Source organism: Streptomyces sp. NPDC025721 (assembly GCF_055558595.1).
Map to the genome: position 1 here is coordinate 14,464 of NZ_JBVHMF010000031.1, position 14,325 is coordinate 28,788.

12 protein-coding genes are annotated in these 14,325 nt (G+C 69.6%); 9 read left to right on the forward strand and 3 right to left on the reverse strand.

Annotated features, from left to right (window positions below):
• Window positions 1-54: 54 nt before the first annotated feature.
• From ACZ4EF_RS31480 to ACZ4EF_RS31500, 5 genes are all read left to right on the forward strand, one after another.
• Window positions 55-789 carry an NUDIX hydrolase gene (locus tag ACZ4EF_RS31480; protein ID WP_467507537.1) on the forward strand — a complete coding sequence of 245 codons (735 nt, stop codon included), beginning with the start codon at window positions 55-57 and terminating at the stop codon, window positions 787-789.
• A 48-nt stretch (window positions 790-837) separates the two neighbouring features.
• The gene (locus tag ACZ4EF_RS31485; protein WP_467507539.1) at window positions 838-2,616 is read left to right on the forward strand and encodes an ATP-binding cassette domain-containing protein; all 1,779 of its coding nucleotides are present in this window, start codon (window positions 838-840) and stop codon (window positions 2,614-2,616) included.
• A gap of 105 nt (window positions 2,617-2,721) precedes the next feature.
• Window positions 2,722-3,630, forward strand: coding sequence for a FadR/GntR family transcriptional regulator (locus ACZ4EF_RS31490; RefSeq protein ID WP_355338277.1), 909 nt, complete (start codon window positions 2,722-2,724; stop codon window positions 3,628-3,630).
• A 306-nt stretch (window positions 3,631-3,936) separates the two neighbouring features.
• A complete protein-coding gene (locus tag ACZ4EF_RS31495) occupies window positions 3,937-5,499 on the forward strand; it encodes an RNA polymerase sigma factor (RefSeq protein WP_391048985.1) in 1,563 nt (520 codons plus the stop codon).
• 169 nt (window positions 5,500-5,668) lie between these two features.
• Window positions 5,669-6,532, forward strand: a complete 864-nt coding sequence (locus ACZ4EF_RS31500) for a S1 family serine peptidase (RefSeq protein WP_467507541.1) — start codon at window positions 5,669-5,671, stop codon at window positions 6,530-6,532.
• Window positions 6,533-6,671: 139 nt separating this feature from the next.
• Here ACZ4EF_RS31500 and ACZ4EF_RS31505 read toward each other — a convergent pair whose 3' ends face one another.
• Window positions 6,672-6,902: a DUF7455 domain-containing protein gene (locus ACZ4EF_RS31505; protein WP_188286081.1), complete on the reverse strand. Its 231-nt coding sequence runs from the start codon at window positions 6,900-6,902 to the stop codon at window positions 6,672-6,674.
• Window positions 6,903-7,344: 442 nt separating this feature from the next.
• Between ACZ4EF_RS31505 and ACZ4EF_RS31510 the strand changes: the two genes are divergently transcribed.
• Window positions 7,345-9,465 carry a DNA gyrase/topoisomerase IV subunit B gene (locus tag ACZ4EF_RS31510; protein ID WP_467507543.1) on the forward strand — a complete coding sequence of 707 codons (2,121 nt, stop codon included), beginning with the start codon at window positions 7,345-7,347 and terminating at the stop codon, window positions 9,463-9,465.
• A gap of 94 nt (window positions 9,466-9,559) precedes the next feature.
• Here the strand turns inward: ACZ4EF_RS31510 and ACZ4EF_RS31515 are convergent, their stop codons facing one another.
• Together ACZ4EF_RS31515 and ACZ4EF_RS31520 are read right to left on the reverse strand one after the other, a co-directional pair.
• Complete coding sequence (locus ACZ4EF_RS31515; RefSeq protein WP_467507544.1) at window positions 9,560-10,675, reverse strand: tyrosine-type recombinase/integrase; 1,116 nt, start codon at window positions 10,673-10,675, stop codon at window positions 9,560-9,562.
• A gap of 21 nt (window positions 10,676-10,696) precedes the next feature.
• Window positions 10,697-11,191, reverse strand: a complete 495-nt coding sequence (locus ACZ4EF_RS31520) for a helix-turn-helix transcriptional regulator (protein ID WP_467507546.1) — start codon at window positions 11,189-11,191, stop codon at window positions 10,697-10,699.
• Window positions 11,192-11,328: 137 nt separating this feature from the next.
• Here ACZ4EF_RS31520 and ACZ4EF_RS31525 point away from each other — a divergent pair, with 137 nt between their 5' ends.
• The 3 genes from ACZ4EF_RS31525 (at window position 11,329) to ACZ4EF_RS31535 (ending at window position 14,164) form a co-directional block, all read left to right on the forward strand.
• Window positions 11,329-11,535, forward strand: coding sequence for a helix-turn-helix transcriptional regulator (locus ACZ4EF_RS31525; protein WP_188286077.1), 207 nt, complete (start codon window positions 11,329-11,331; stop codon window positions 11,533-11,535).
• 253 nt (window positions 11,536-11,788) lie between these two features.
• On the forward strand, window positions 11,789-12,949 hold the full coding sequence (locus ACZ4EF_RS31530; protein ID WP_467507619.1) for a DUF3631 domain-containing protein: 1,161 nt from the start codon (window positions 11,789-11,791) through the stop codon (window positions 12,947-12,949).
• Window positions 12,950-13,345: 396 nt separating this feature from the next.
• Entirely contained in the window at window positions 13,346-14,164 is an 819-nt protein-coding gene (locus tag ACZ4EF_RS31535; RefSeq protein WP_467507549.1) for a DUF2637 domain-containing protein, read from the forward strand.
• Window positions 14,165-14,325: the final 161 nt, after the last annotated feature.

Genomic DNA, 14,325 nt, shown 5'->3' on the forward strand with positions numbered 1-14,325 from the left:
GATCAGGCTCCCGATCCGGCTGATTATCGTCAGGCAGACGACTATGATCGCGCCATGTCGCCCTACGACCCGTCGGCTTTCCCGCCCTTCGCCGTCACCGTCGACCTGGTTGTGCTGACCGTGCGACATCACGCGCTGTGCGCACTGTCGGTAAGGCGCGGCGAGCCGCCCTTCCAGGGGCGGTGGGCGCTGCCCGGCGGATTCGTCCGCGAGGACGAGGATCTTTCCCAGGCCGCGGCGCGGGAACTGGCCGAGGAGACTGGGCTCCGAGCACAGAGCGGCGCTCATCTGGAGCAGCTCGCCACCTACGGGGATCCGCAGCGCGATCCGCGGATGCGGGTGGTCAGCGTCGCGCATCTGGTGCTCGCGCCCGACCTGCCCGTCCCCCGGGCGGGCGGTGACGCCCGCAGCGCGCGCTGGGCGCCGGTCGGGACGTTGCTGGGCGAAGGGGGGCAGGAGCACGCGGGGGAGACGGCGCCGCTCGCGTTCGACCATGCCCGGATCCTGGGGGACGGGGTCGAGCGCGCGCGGTCGAAGATCGAGTACTCGTCGCTGGCCACCGCCTTCTGCCCGCCCGAATTCACGGTGGGGGAGCTGCGGCGGGTGTACGAGGCGGTGTGGGGTGTCGCGCTCGACCCGCGCAATTTCCACCGCAAGGTGACCGGCACGGTCGGTTTCCTCGTGCCGACCGGAGGGACGACGACCCGTCAGGGCGGCCGTCCCGCGCAGTTGTTCAGGGCGGGCGGGGCCGCACTGCTCAATCCGCCGATGCTGCGGCCCGAGGTGTAGAACCGGCTCCTTCCGCAAAACGCCCATTTGCGGAGCTATGGTGCAAGGGTGATCCAGGCCATCGGGTTGACCAGCATGCCCCGCCGCAACGCCCCGCCCGCCGTCACCGACCTCACGTTCGACATCAGGGCCGGTGAAGTCACCGGCCTGCTCGGTCCCGCCGGATCGGGAAAGTCCACAGCGCTGCGCCTGCTGCTCGGGCTGGAGGGCGGACGCGGCGCCACCCTCGTCGACGGCCGGCCGCTGCGCGACCTCCCCCACCCGGCCCGCGTCGTCGGCGCCCTCCTGGGTGACGTGCCCGGACATCCAGGACGCACTGCCCGAAGCCACCTCCGCATGCTCTGCGCCGCCTTCGGACTGCCCGCCGCCCGCGCCGACGAGGTGCTCGACCAGGTCGGCCTCGTCGAGGTCGCCGAACAGCGGCTCGGCACGTACTCGCTGGGCATGGACCGCCGTCTCGGTTTCGCCGCGGCCCTGCTCGCCGACCCCCGCGCGCTGATCCTGGACGACCCCGTGCGCGAACTCCCGGCCCGCGAAGCCGCCTGGGTGCACGCGCTCGTACGACGGCACGTCGCCGCCGGGGGCGCGGTTCTGCTCACCGGCCGCGACACCAAAGCCCTCGCCCGGACCGCCGACCACGTGATCGCGATCGACAAGGGGCGCCTGGTCGCGGACCAGTCGGCCGCGCACTTCGCCCGCACGAGGATGCGCCCGTACGTGGCCGTCCGCTCGCCCTACGCCGAGCGCCTGGCCACGCTGCTCACCGAGGACGGCGCCGAGGTGATCGCCGCGACCGGCAGCCGTATCGCCGTCTACGGCACCACCTCGGCCGCGGTGGGGGAGACCGCCTACCGCCACGGCATTTTGCTGCACCACCTCGCCGACGAGAGCGGAAACGGCGTCACAACCCCGGACGCCACTCCCGAGGCAGAAGGCGACGTGGCGGCCTCCGTACCGCCCGCCCTGCCGCAGCCGCGGCGGCGTCCGGCACGGCAGCACGGCCCGGTCCGGCCACTGCGGTACGAACTGCGGCGCGCCTTCGGGGTCCTCACGCCGTGGCCGATCGCCGGAGCGGCACTGGTCGGCTCGGTGCTCGGCACGGTCCTGATGGCACGCACCGGGGCTGTGTCCGTACCGCCGTTGCGGTTGATCTCCGGATGGGCGGTCCGGCTGCCGCTGCCCGCGGCGGCCGTGGGCGCGGGCGTGCTGGGCGCGCTCGCCTACGGGCAGGAGTTCCGCTACCCCGCCCTCGCGCCGGGGTACGGCCCAGAGCCGCGGGTCCTGCGGCTGCTCGGCGCCAAACTCGCCGTGAGCGGAGTCTGCGCGCTGCTGCTCGCCGCGTTCGCCGCCGTCGCCGACACCCTGGCACTGCGGCTGACCCTCGGCCCGGGAAAGGCGCCGGATCTGACGACGCTTCCTGCCGCGCTCGGCGGCTGGGCGGCGCTCGCCATCGGCTGCGCCTGGGCGGGGGTGCTCGCGGCGGGGGTGTTCCGTACCACCGCGCTCGGTGTGGCCGCCGTCCTCGCCGTACCGCTGCTGGTCGCTCCGGCCGTACGGGGACTGTTCGGTGGGCCGGTGGCACGACAACTCGCCGACGCGGGCGGAGCGTTGTGGTCGGTGGTCAGCGGGGTCTCGCAGGGCGGCGGCGGAACGGTCGAGGGACTGCTGCGCTTCGCCGCCCAACCGGTGGTCTCCGCGCTGTCGTTGTCACTCACCGTGCTGGTCTGCGCCTATCTGGCAACCGCGTTGCGCGGACGGCGACGCTGGCGCCGCCCAACTGCCCCACGCGTCAGCCGAACTGCGCCGCTTACCAGCAAGAAGGGATGATTCATCGCCATAAAACGTCAATTATGAGGTGATGAGCGCTCACCCTTTCGTGTGCTTTTCAGCAAAGCCCTCAAGGCGCGCATCGGCATCGCCGACAAAGGATGCGTGAGTACCCTTGCGCACACCATGATGACCGCGGCTCGTTCTGCCGACTCCGGAATCGCCGGATCGGGCGAGCTGGACCGCTATTCGTACGCCGAAGCCCCTGGCACCGACCGACCTGGACTGACGTCCTGGGAGGGCATGGAGCCGGATATGAACCGGATGGGCCGCCGGGCCGGCGGCAGCCGTGGCCGGGGACTGCACGGACAACTCGTCCAGCAGCTTGGGCAGATGATCGTCTCCGGCGATCTGGGCGCCGACCGCCCGCTGGTCCCCGAGGAGATCGGCCAGCGCTTCGAGGTCTCCCGCACCGTGGTGCGCGAGTCCCTGCGCGTGCTGGAGGCCAAGGGCCTGGTCAGCGCCCGGCCCAACGTCGGAACCCGGGTCCGCCCGGTGAGCGACTGGAATCTGCTCGACCCCGACATCATCGAATGGCGTGCCTTCGGGCCGCAGCGCGACGACCAGCGCCGCGAACTGCTCGAACTGCGCTGGACGATCGAGCCGCTGGCCGCCCGGCTCGCCGCGGGCCACGGCCGCGAGGACGTACAGCAGCGCCTCGCCGACATGGCGGAGATCATGGCGCACGCCGCCGCACAGGGCGACGCGCTGACCTTCTCCAGGGCCGACGCCGAATTCCACGCCCTGCTCCTCCAGGTCGCGGGCAACCGGATGCTGGAGCACCTGTCGGGGATCGTCTCCTCCGCGCTGCACGTGTCCGGCGGCCCGGTGACCGGCTGCGACCGCCCCGGCGACACCTCGGTCGGCCTGCACCAGCGGATCGTCGAAGCGCTCGCCGAGAGCGACGGCGGCACGGCGGAGGCGGCGATGCGCCAGCTCCTCACCGTCCTGCCCGAGCAGCCCGAGTCCGCTCCCGCCGACCACGTCGTCCCCGGTCCGCGCGAGCAGCACTGACCGTGTCGCCCTCCGCCGCGGACCCCGGAACACCTGGGGTCGGCGGCGGTCCCATGTGGTCCCCCGTGGCTCTCCCGGCCGCTCTCCCGCGCCCTCGCACGGCCGGACGGGTCATGTGTCCGGATTTATGACCGATCTGCACGATTTAGGGTGTGACTCGGGCCACGTAGGGTGGGCGTAACGCTTGGCGAGGCAGCGCGATGACTTAAGAGGTGGCCACGGCACAAGGAATATTCAGCGACGATTTTGACGCTGAGTGGCTGTGCGGTTCCACCGAGTCGTTCCCATCGTTCCGAGAGGTTGTTCGTGTCGGCCAGCACATCCCGTACGCTCCCGTCCGAGATCGCCGAGTCCGAGTCTCTGATGGCGCTCATCGAGCAGGGTAAGGCCCAGGGGCAGATCGCCGGCGACGACGTGCGTCGGGCGTTCGAAGCGGACCAGATTCCGGCAACCCAGTGGAAGAACGTTCTGCGCAGCCTCAACCAGGTCCTCGACGAGGAGGGTGTGACGCTGATGGTGACTGCCGCTGAGGCGCCCAAGCGCACCCGTAAGAGCGTCGCAGCCAAGAGCCCGGCGAAGCGTACTGCCACCAAGACGGTCGCCTCCAGGGCGACCCCTGTCAAGAAGACCGCTGCGCCCAAGGCCGCCGCCCCGGAGGCGGAGGCCGAGGCCGAGACCACGGTGGAGCCATCGGTGGAGGCGGAGAGCCCAGCAAGGAAGGCGCCGGCGAAGAAGGCCGCCGTCAAGAAGACCGTTGCCAAGAAGGCCCCCGCCAAGAAGGTGGCGGCCAAGAAGACGGCCGCAGGCGAGGACGAGGCCGTCGACGCGGAGGAGACGGTCGAGGAGGCCGCCGCGGGCAAGGGCGGCGAGGAGGAGACCGAGAAGTCGGAGTCCGAGAGCTTCGTGCTCTCCGACGACGACGAGGACGACGCGCCCGCACAGCAGGTCGCCGTCGCCGGTGCCACCGCCGACCCGGTCAAGGACTACCTCAAGCAGATCGGCAAGGTCCCGCTGCTCAACGCCGAGCAGGAGGTCGAGCTGGCCAAGCGCATCGAGGCCGGTCTCTTCGCCGAGGACAAGCTGGCCGCGGCCGACAAGCTCGCCCCCAAGCTCAAGCGCGAGCTGGAGATCATCGCCGAGGACGGCCGCTGGGCCAAGAACCACCTGCTGGAGGCCAACCTCCGCCTCGTGGTCTCGCTGGCCAAGCGCTACACCGGTCGCGGCATGCTCTTCCTGGACCTGATCCAGGAGGGCAACCTGGGTCTGATCCGCGCGGTCGAGAAGTTCGACTACACCAAGGGCTTCAAGTTCTCCACCTATGCCACCTGGTGGATCCGGCAGGCGATCACCCGCGCGATGGCCGACCAGGCCCGCACCATCCGTATCCCTGTGCACATGGTCGAGGTCATCAACAAGCTGGCCCGCGTACAGCGCCAGATGCTCCAGGACCTGGGCCGCGAGCCCACCCCGGAGGAGCTGGCCAAGGAACTCGACATGACCCCCGAGAAGGTCATCGAGGTCCAGAAGTACGGCCGCGAGCCGATCTCCCTGCACACCCCGCTGGGCGAGGACGGCGACAGCGAGTTCGGTGACCTCATCGAGGACTCCGAGGCGGTCGTGCCGGCCGACGCGGTCAGCTTCACGCTGCTGCAGGAACAGCTCCACTCGGTGCTCGACACCCTCTCCGAGCGGGAGGCGGGCGTGGTCTCCATGCGCTTCGGCCTCACGGACGGGCAGCCGAAGACGCTGGACGAGATCGGCAAGGTCTACGGGGTCACGCGCGAGCGGATCCGGCAGATCGAGTCCAAGACGATGTCCAAGCTGCGTCACCCGTCGCGGTCCCAGGTGCTGCGCGACTACCTGGACTGACCCGGCCGGGCTGACCCGACGTCATTTCCGCGGAGTTCTCCGGAGCCCTTCGGGCCTCCGGAGAACTCCGCGGACGTCTTTCGGGCGACACGGCCTCTTTGCGGATGCGGCCTCCGGCCCTATCGATCACTCTGGGTGTCCAGAGTGCTCCACAGGGTCAGGAGGCCGCATGCGTTTCCCCTTCCGTGCCGTGACCGGTCGTCGTCGTGCTGTGATCGGCGGTCTCGCGGCGGCGCTGTTGCCGGTGCTGGCCGTCTCGCTGGCCGCGCCCGCGACCCCGGCCGCCGCCAACGGCGTCGTGATCGGTGGCAACCCGGCCAGCACGGACAGCACGCCATGGGTGATGGCCCTGGCCAGCCGTAAGCGCTTCGGCTCCGGCAGGTCCGGCCAGTTCTGCGGCGCGGTGGCCGTCGGGCCTCGTACGGTGATCACCGCGGCCCACTGCTTCGGCCGTGAGGCGCTCGGAGCGAGCGACTGGCACCAACTGCCCGACCTGCGTGTGATCGCCGGTCGTACGGACCTCAGCGGCGGTCGTGGGCAGGAACTGGGCCTGTCGCAGGTGTGGGTCAACCCCGGCTTCGACTCGACGACGAACTCCGGCGACATCGCGGTCATCACGCTGGCGACAGCGCTGCCGAAGGGCGCCACGATCCCGATCGCGGACTCCTCCGACGAGCAGGACTACCGGGCGGGCACTCAGGCGCAGGTCTACGGGTGGGGTGACACGACCGGCCGCGGCACGTACTCGAACACGCTGCGTTCCGCGACGGTCACGGTCTTCGCGGACACGGTGTGCGCGCAGGCGTATCCGGGGAGTTTCGACGGCACTTATGTGCGCGCCTCGATGATGTGCGCGGGTGCCAAGGGCGGCGGCCGGGACGCCTGTCAGGGCGACAGCGGCGGCCCGCTGGTCGTGGGGGACCGGGTCGTCGGTCTGGTCTCGTGGGGCAGTGGCTGCGCGGAGGCGGCCTATCCAGGGGTCTACACGCGCGTCTCGGCGATGGCCTCACTGGTGGCGGCGCACAGTAGCTGAGCGCTGGCGCAGCGCGGTCGAGTGCTGGCGGAAACCAGCTGAGCTGCGGCGGGCCGCGGTTGAACGGAAGACGGCGGGCGGACACCCCCTGGAGGGGTCTGTCCGCCCGCCGACTCGAATTCGTCGCTGATGCGAAGTGTCAGCGCTCGTCTTCTCCCGCCGTTGCCGGGGTGTCGGTCAGCCGTCCGGTCTCGTCCTGTATTTCCGAAGCGATCTTCTTGAGCTCCGGCTCGAACTTGCGTCCATGGTGTCCGCAGAAGAGCAGCTCACCACCGCTGATGAGGACAACGCGCAGGTATGCCTGAGCGCCGCAACGGTCGCAGCGGTCTGCCGCTGTCAGCGGACTCGCGGGGGTCAGAACAGTAGTCACGTCGCCTCTTCTCTAGCTCGACGAGCTGTCGTACCAGGGTCAACATCCAACCAGGCCGAAAACGTTCCCGCTCTCAGCTTTTCCTCGAAAACCGACCTCGGGGTGACTGGATGTTACCGATTGGCGGCGAATAGGAGTCAGTTGCGTCAGATGTCGCTTATGGAGCTGTTGTCCGGACTTGCTCCCGGCTGGCTTGCCGGTTGTTGCTGAGGACGTGCCCGGAGCCTAAATGGTTCATGCCTCTTTGGGAACGTGACATGTGTATCACTCGCGCGGATTATCGAACGCATGCTCGAAGAGGGCTAGCATGGAAGCCGGGACGAGGGCCGTGTTGAGGCCCGGATACCGGGTCGCGGCGCTGTCACCCCTCCCGGCATCGGTACCCTCTCACCGACACGGCTGAAAAAAACTTCAGAACATTCCTGATCGAGGAGCTGCCCGCGTGACCGCCGAAACATCCGTGCCGTCCTCTGCGCTGCTGACGGGTGCAGATCGCGACGGCTCCAACTACACCGCGCGGCACCTGCTCGTCCTCGAAGGGCTGGAAGCGGTTCGCAAGCGGCCCGGTATGTACATCGGGTCAACGGACAGTCGCGGTCTGATGCACTGCGTCTGGGAGATCATCGACAACTCCGTCGACGAGGCGCTCGGCGGTCACGGCGACCGCATCGAGGTCATCCTGCACGAGGACGGCTCGGTCGAGGTCCGGGACAACGGCCGCGGCATCCCGGTGGACGTGGAGCCCAAGACGGGCCTGTCCGGCGTCGAGGTCGTCATGACCAAGCTGCACGCCGGCGGGAAGTTCGGCGGCGGCTCGTACGCGGCCTCCGGCGGTCTGCACGGCGTCGGCGCGTCCGTGGTGAACGCGCTGTCGGCCCGGCTGGACGTCGAGGTCGACCGCAACGGCGCCACGCACGCCATCAGCTTCCGCCGCGGGGTCCCCGGGATCTTCACCGAATCCGGCGCCGAGGCGCCCTTCGACCCCGCCAGCGGGCTCACCAAGGCCAAGCGGGTCCCCAAGACCCGCACCGGCACCCGCGTGCGCTACTGGGCCGACCGGCAGATCTTCCTCAAGGACGCCAAGCTCTCCCTGGACCACCTGCACCAGCGCGCCCGCCAGACCGCCTTCCTGGTGCCCGGCCTGACCATCGTGGTGCGCGACCAGCGCGGCATCGAGACCGACAAGCCCGTCGAGGAGGTCTTTCACTTCGACGGCGGCATCAGCGAATTCTGCGAGTTCCTCGCCCCCGACAAGCCGATCTGCGACGTCCTGCGCCTGTCCGGCAGCGGCACCTTCAAGGAGACCGTGCCCGTCCTCGACGACCGCGGCCACATGACCCCCACCGAGGTCACCCGCGAGCTGGGCGTCGACATCGCGCTGCGCTGGGGCACCGGCTACGAGACGACCGCCAGGTCCTTCGTGAACATCATCGCCACCCCCAAGGGCGGCACCCATGTGACCGGATTCGAGCGCTCCGTCACCAAGACGATGAACGAGGTGCTGCGCTCGGCCAAACTGCTGCGCGTCGCCGAGGACGACATCGTCAAGGACGACGCCATGGAGGGCCTGACGTCGGTGATCACCGTGCGTCTGGCCGAGCCGCAGTTCGAGGGCCAGACCAAGGAAGTGCTCGGCACCTCCGCCGCAAACCGCATCGTGGCCAATGTCGTCGCCACCGAACTGCGCGAGTTCCTGACCTCCACCAAGCGGGACGCCAAGGCCCAGGCGCGCGCCGTCCTGGAGAAGACCGTCGCCGCCGCCAGGACCCGCATCGCGGCCCGGCAGCACAAAGAGGCGCAGCGCAGGAAGACCGCGCTGGAGACCTCCTCGCTCCCCGCCAAGCTGGCCGACTGCCGCAGCGACGCCGTCGACCGCAGCGAACTGTTCATCGTCGAGGGCGACTCGGCACTGGGCACCGCCAAACTGGCCCGCAACTCCGAGTTCCAGGCGCTGCTGCCGATCCGCGGCAAGATCCTCAACGTCCAGAAGTCGTCCATCTCGGACATGCTCAAGAACGCCGAGTGCGGCGCGATCATCCAGGTCATAGGAGCCGGGTCCGGCCGCACCTTCGACATCGACCAGGCCCGCTACGGCAAGGTCATCTTCCTGGCCGACGCCGACGTCGACGGCGCCCACATCCGCTGCCTCCTGCTCACCCTTTTCCAGCGCTATATGCGCCCGATGGTCGAACAGGGCCGGGTCTTCTCCGCCGTCCCGCCGCTCCACCGCATCGAACTCGTCCAGCCCAAGAAGGGCCAGGACAAGTACGTCTACACCTACTCGGACAACGAGCTGCGCCAGACCCTCCTCGACCTCCAGCGCCGCAACGTCCGCTACAAGGACAGCATCCAGCGCTACAAGGGCCTCGGTGAGATGGACGCCAACCAGTTGGCCGAAACCACCATGGACCCCCGCCACCGCACCCTGCGCCGCATCAACATCAGCGACCTCGAATCCGCCGAGCAGGCCTTCGACCTCCTGATGGGCAACGAGGTCGCCCCCCGCAAGGAGTTCATCACCAACTCGGCCTCGACCCTGGACCGGGCCAGGATCGACGTCTGACCTGCGGCGGAGCAAGCGGCCTGCTGTGCGGGTGCCCCAGCGGTCCGCACCCAGTCCGCAGCCGCACTGACAGGACGTCAGTGCGGGGGAGTGGCTACGCCCCCTCTTGGGGTGGCGTGTCGCCGTCGTCGGGGTGGTCCGCGTATGCCTTGTCGACGGCAGCCCGGGTGCGCTCCTCGGAGTCGGGCCACAGGTGGGTGTAGATGTTCAGCGTCATGGCCGCGTTGGTGTGGCCGAGTCGCTCGGAGACGGTCTTCACGGACTCGCCGTGCTTGATCAGCAGGCTGGCGTAGTGATGCCGGAGTGCGTGCGGGCCGATGCCGTCCGGTATGCCCGCTTTCCGGCACGCGGGGCGCCAGACCCGCTTCATGAACTCGTTGTACGCCACAGCGCCGCCTTGGGGCGCCGTGAACAGCCAGTCCTGCGGCGCCGGCGCCGGGAACACCCTGAGATGGTCCTTCATGGCCTCGATGGCCATCCTCGGGAGCGGCACGACGCGGTAGGAGCGGTCGGTCTTGGGCGGGCCCACGAACACCCCGTGCTTGGTCTGCTGGACCTGCTGGTCGACGGTGAGGGCCGCCTGGGGCAGGTCCAGGTGCCGGCGCTGGAGACCGAACACCTCGCCTGGCCGCAGCCCGGTGGCTGCCGTCAGGAGGACGAGGCCCTTATAAGGCGGGGCTATCTGCCCGGCGAGGTTGCGCACCTGGGGGACAGTCAGCGGCACGATCCGCTTCCTCGGCACTGTCGGCAGCTTGGCGCCGGTGCAGGGGTTGTTGGGGATCATGCGGTCGCGGACGGCCGCGGTGAAGACGGCGTTGGCGGTGTTGAACACCGTACGTGCCGTGCTGGCGGCGAGGCCGTGGGTCGTCGTCAGGCCGGTGATCCAGCTCTGGACGTCGCCTGGCTTGATGCCTCCCAAGGTCCGTCCCTCCCAGGCGGGATAGGCGTGACACCGGAGGTGCTGCTCAACCGCTCGCGCGGTTGAGGGACGGTGCGGCTGGCCGGCGCGCCACTGCTCGGCGTACTCCTTGAACGGCTTCTTCGCCGACTTCGGGTCGACGTACTGGCCGGTGAGGACACTCGCGGTGACTTCGTCGAGCCAACGCTGGGCGTCGACCTTGCGGTCGAAATGGCGGGAGTGCTCCCTGCCGTTCGGATCGCGGTAGCGGGCGCGCCACTTGCCGTTGGGGCGCTTCTGGATGTTGGCCAAGTCAGGCTCTCTTCCTGTGGGTCAGTAATAGCTCCCGTCCTCGATGTACTCGGACAGGGCACGTGCGTCGCGCTCCTCGCCCATGAGGCGGAGGGCTTGCTGGTGGATAGCGGTGGAGCTGTCCGGGTGGGCTTTCAGGTAGGCGGCGATCGTGGTGACGGCTCTGTGCAGGCGGTCCTGGGCGTCGCGGCATTCGTAAAACGCTTCGACGGCCTCCTGGACGAAGCGCCGCCCTTCGAGGTCGATGCCGTCCAACGGCGGCGACATGAGCTCTTCCAGAGGTAGTTCGAAGACGCGGGCGAAGCCGAGGGCTTCGTCCAGGGTGATCTTGCGGCGGGGCTTGCCGTTCTCCATGCGCCACACGGCGGTCTGGTTCATCGGGACGCCGGCCTTGGTCATGCGGGCGGCCAGTTCGGTGGTGCTCCAGCCTCTCGTCTCGCGTTCCAGGGCGATGCGTGCGGCGGCGTTGCCTTCGCTGTACAGCAGCGGGGCGCTGCCGTGGTCGGTCCCGGTCATCGTTCGTGTCTCCTCTCCGGTATGGTCGGATTCCCCTGGGGCTAGTCAAAATGTACCACGGATTATGCGGTTTGCATAACGGCACTTCGTGTGGGACGATTATTCAAAACCGCTAGCGACCTAGTCGAAGAGGAGAGATGGACCGCTACCTGACCACCGCCGAGGTGGCCGAGCGCTACCGGACGGCTGACAGCACCGTGCGGTACTGGCGCCACATCGGCTACGGGCCCAAGGGGGTGAGGATCGGCCGCCGCGTCCTGTACAGCGAGGCCGAACTCACCCTCTTCGAGCAGCGCCTGGCCCAGCAGAGCCCCAGCCGCGACGACTGGACCCTGGGGGCCTGATGCGCGCAGCCCCGGAAAACGAAACGACCCCCGGCGCTACCAACGCCGAGGGCCTCGTGAACATCCCAGCAACCGAGCTATCGATTCACCACAGTGAAGGCGGGCCTGCCAGCCACAGCCTCACCGAGAGGAGTTCAGGATGAATGCTACGCCCCCGACTCCCGACGGCGCATCCCCGCTGCCTCCGTGGCCACCGGTCACCGTGCCGGGCCAGCAGATCCGGCAGATGCCCGCCGAGCGGGCCGAATCGGAGATGGTGGTGGAGGTATCGCCCGTCGTGGCGCCGAAGCCCCTGGACTGGGGTGCTGCTGAGGGCTCGCGGCTGCTGGGTGCCCTGCGGTCGCAGATAGCCCGCTTCGTCATCCTGCCTTCCACGTACGCGCTTGACGCGGCCACGCTGTGGGTTGCGGCCACGCACTTGCAGGCCGCCTGGCAGCATGCCCCGCGCCTGGCGGTCGTTGGCCCAGCCAAGCGGTGCGGCAAGTCCCGGCTGCTGGATGTGCTGACCGAGACGGTTCACGAGCCGATGCTGACGGTCAACACGACGCCGGCCGCGGTCTTCCGGTCCATCGGCGACCAGCCGCCAACCCTTCTGGTGGACGAAGCCGACACGATCTTCGGCAGCGTGAAGGTCGCGGAGAAGAACGAGGAACTGCGCGGCCTGCTCAACGCCGGTCACCAGCGCAACCGTTACGTCACCCGCGTGGTCGGCAATGACCACACCCCGCACCGGTTCGCCACCTTCGCCATGGCCGCGCTCGCCGGGATCGGCGACCTTCCCGACACGATCATGGACCGGTCGGTGGTGATCCGGATGCGCCGCCGGGCCGAGGGCGAGCGGGTCCACCCGTACCGGTCCAGGCGCGACACCCCCGCTCTCCACGCCCTGCGGGAGCGCATCGTCTCGTGGTCCGGACCGCTGGTGGACACGGCCGCGGACCTGGAGCCGGAGCTGCCGGTGGAGGACCGCGCCGCCGACACCTGGGAGCCGCTGGTCATCGTCGCCGACCTCGCGGGCGGACCGTGGCCGGACCTGGCCCGGCAGGCATGCGTGCGGATGGTCGCCGCCGAAGCCCAGGCGGAGGAGGACAACCCCGGCGGCGCGAGGGTCCTCGCGGACATCCGGCGGATCTTCTTCGCCCGCCGCGAGCCGGACAGCCTGACCACCACGGACCTCCTCGCTGAACTCCGCGCAGATCCTGAGGCGCCATGGGGGGAGTGGGGGAGGGCCGGACTGTCCGCACGAGACCTCGGCTCGCTGCTGCGGGAATTCGGGATCGTCTCGGGCAACGTCCGCATCGCCGACGGCACCCAGCGCAAGGGCTACACGCGCGGCAAGTTCCTCGACCCATGGCGCCGCTACTGCCCCACGGTCCACCCCGCCGCTGGCAGCCCAGCACCCGCTACGGGCTGACCCCAGCCGCCACCCCCGGTTGCCGTCCTTGCCGTCCCTGCCGTAACACCGCAGGCCAACAAGGGTCTTTGCAAGACGGCAACCGGGCCAAGACGGCAACGCGATCATCACCCGGTCACGTTGCCGCCCTGGGACAGCGCCCATACCCGTCCCGTGCCGTCTAGACCGTCCCCGCCGTACCGCCGCAGGTCACACATGGCGTGGCTGGGACGGCAGCACCGCACTCGCCGTCCCAGCGCGCCGCCGTCCCGCCGGGCAGATCAGTGACGGCAGTCTGCCGTGCCCAAGACGGCACCGTCGGCCCACTGCCGTGACCGCCCTGACCTGCGGCTGCAACGGCCAAGACGCCAAGACGGATCTTCCAGCAAGCCCACGTCCGTAAGGATGTTCTCCCGCATGCCCAGCACACCACCGAACGCCGCCCCGGTCGCCACGGGTGCGTTCGCCCGCACCACGATCACGGTCGTGATGGCGGTCATCGCCGCGCTCGCCTTCGTGTTCTCCTTCGGCAACGTCTGGGCCCTGGCCCTGCGGCTCGGCGTGCCCCGCCCGATCGCGCCGCTGATAGCTCCGATGGTCGACCTGTCCGTGGTCGGCCTGCTCGTCGCCCTCCACTACCTCGCCGCCCACGGCACCGACCCCGCCCACCTGCGCTCCGCCACCCGCCTCATGCACCTGTGCGGGCTGCTGACCGTTGCCCTGAACACCGCCGAGCCCCTGCTCGCCAGGCACTACGGCCGCGCCGCCCTGGACACCGTCGCCCCGGCGCTGCTTCTCGGCTGGGGAACCGTCGGCCCCACTCTGCTCCGCCACCTCCACACACCCACCGCCACGGACACGACTCCGACCAGCGCCGGTCGCGCACCCGACGCAGCGGTCGCGGCTGCGGTCCAGCAGCCGGAGCGCGCACAGGCCACAGCCCCGGACCGAATACCGGCACCCGCCCGTAGCCGACCGGAGAGCGCTAAGCGCGCCCCGACCGGCAAACGCACCGGACGACCGCCGGCGGCAACTATGGACCAGCTCATCGCGATAGCCCGCCCCGCTGTCGCCGAACACGGCCTCAGCCTGGCCGTGGTCAAGCAGGCGATAAGCGACACCGGTACACCGGTCGCCAGCTCCCGGCTGACCCAGCTGATGAAGCACCTCAAGGACGAACACGCCCCCGCCGCCGAAGCGATGGAACCGGCGCGGACGCATCCAGCGGACGCCTGACCAAAGCTCCGGCGAGCAGCGCTCGCGCATGTCCGCGATCCGGATGTGCGGAACTCCCGCATGGGAATTCCGCACATCCGGACGCCGCTCCCCATACACCCCGAATCCGGCTCGGCCAAACCGCCACCCGTCCGGACCGTGACCCGTGCAACGAGAGGACC

Excerpts from the sequence above, each read along its gene's own strand:
- ACZ4EF_RS31520 (WP_467507546.1), bottom strand. The coding sequence starts at position 11,191 with ATGACCGGGACCGACCACGGCAGCGCCCCGCTGCTGTACAGCGAAGGC.
- ACZ4EF_RS31530 (WP_467507619.1), top strand. The coding sequence starts at position 11,789 with ATGGTGGTGGAGGTATCGCCCGTCGTGGCGCCGAAGCCCCTGGACTGG.
- ACZ4EF_RS31480 (WP_467507537.1), top strand. The coding sequence starts at position 55 with ATGTCGCCCTACGACCCGTCGGCTTTCCCGCCCTTCGCCGTCACCGTC.
- ACZ4EF_RS31525 (WP_188286077.1), top strand. The coding sequence starts at position 11,329 with ATGGACCGCTACCTGACCACCGCCGAGGTGGCCGAGCGCTACCGGACG.
- ACZ4EF_RS31500 (WP_467507541.1), top strand. The coding sequence starts at position 5,669 with ATGCGTTTCCCCTTCCGTGCCGTGACCGGTCGTCGTCGTGCTGTGATC.
- ACZ4EF_RS31535 (WP_467507549.1), top strand. The coding sequence starts at position 13,346 with ATGCCCAGCACACCACCGAACGCCGCCCCGGTCGCCACGGGTGCGTTC.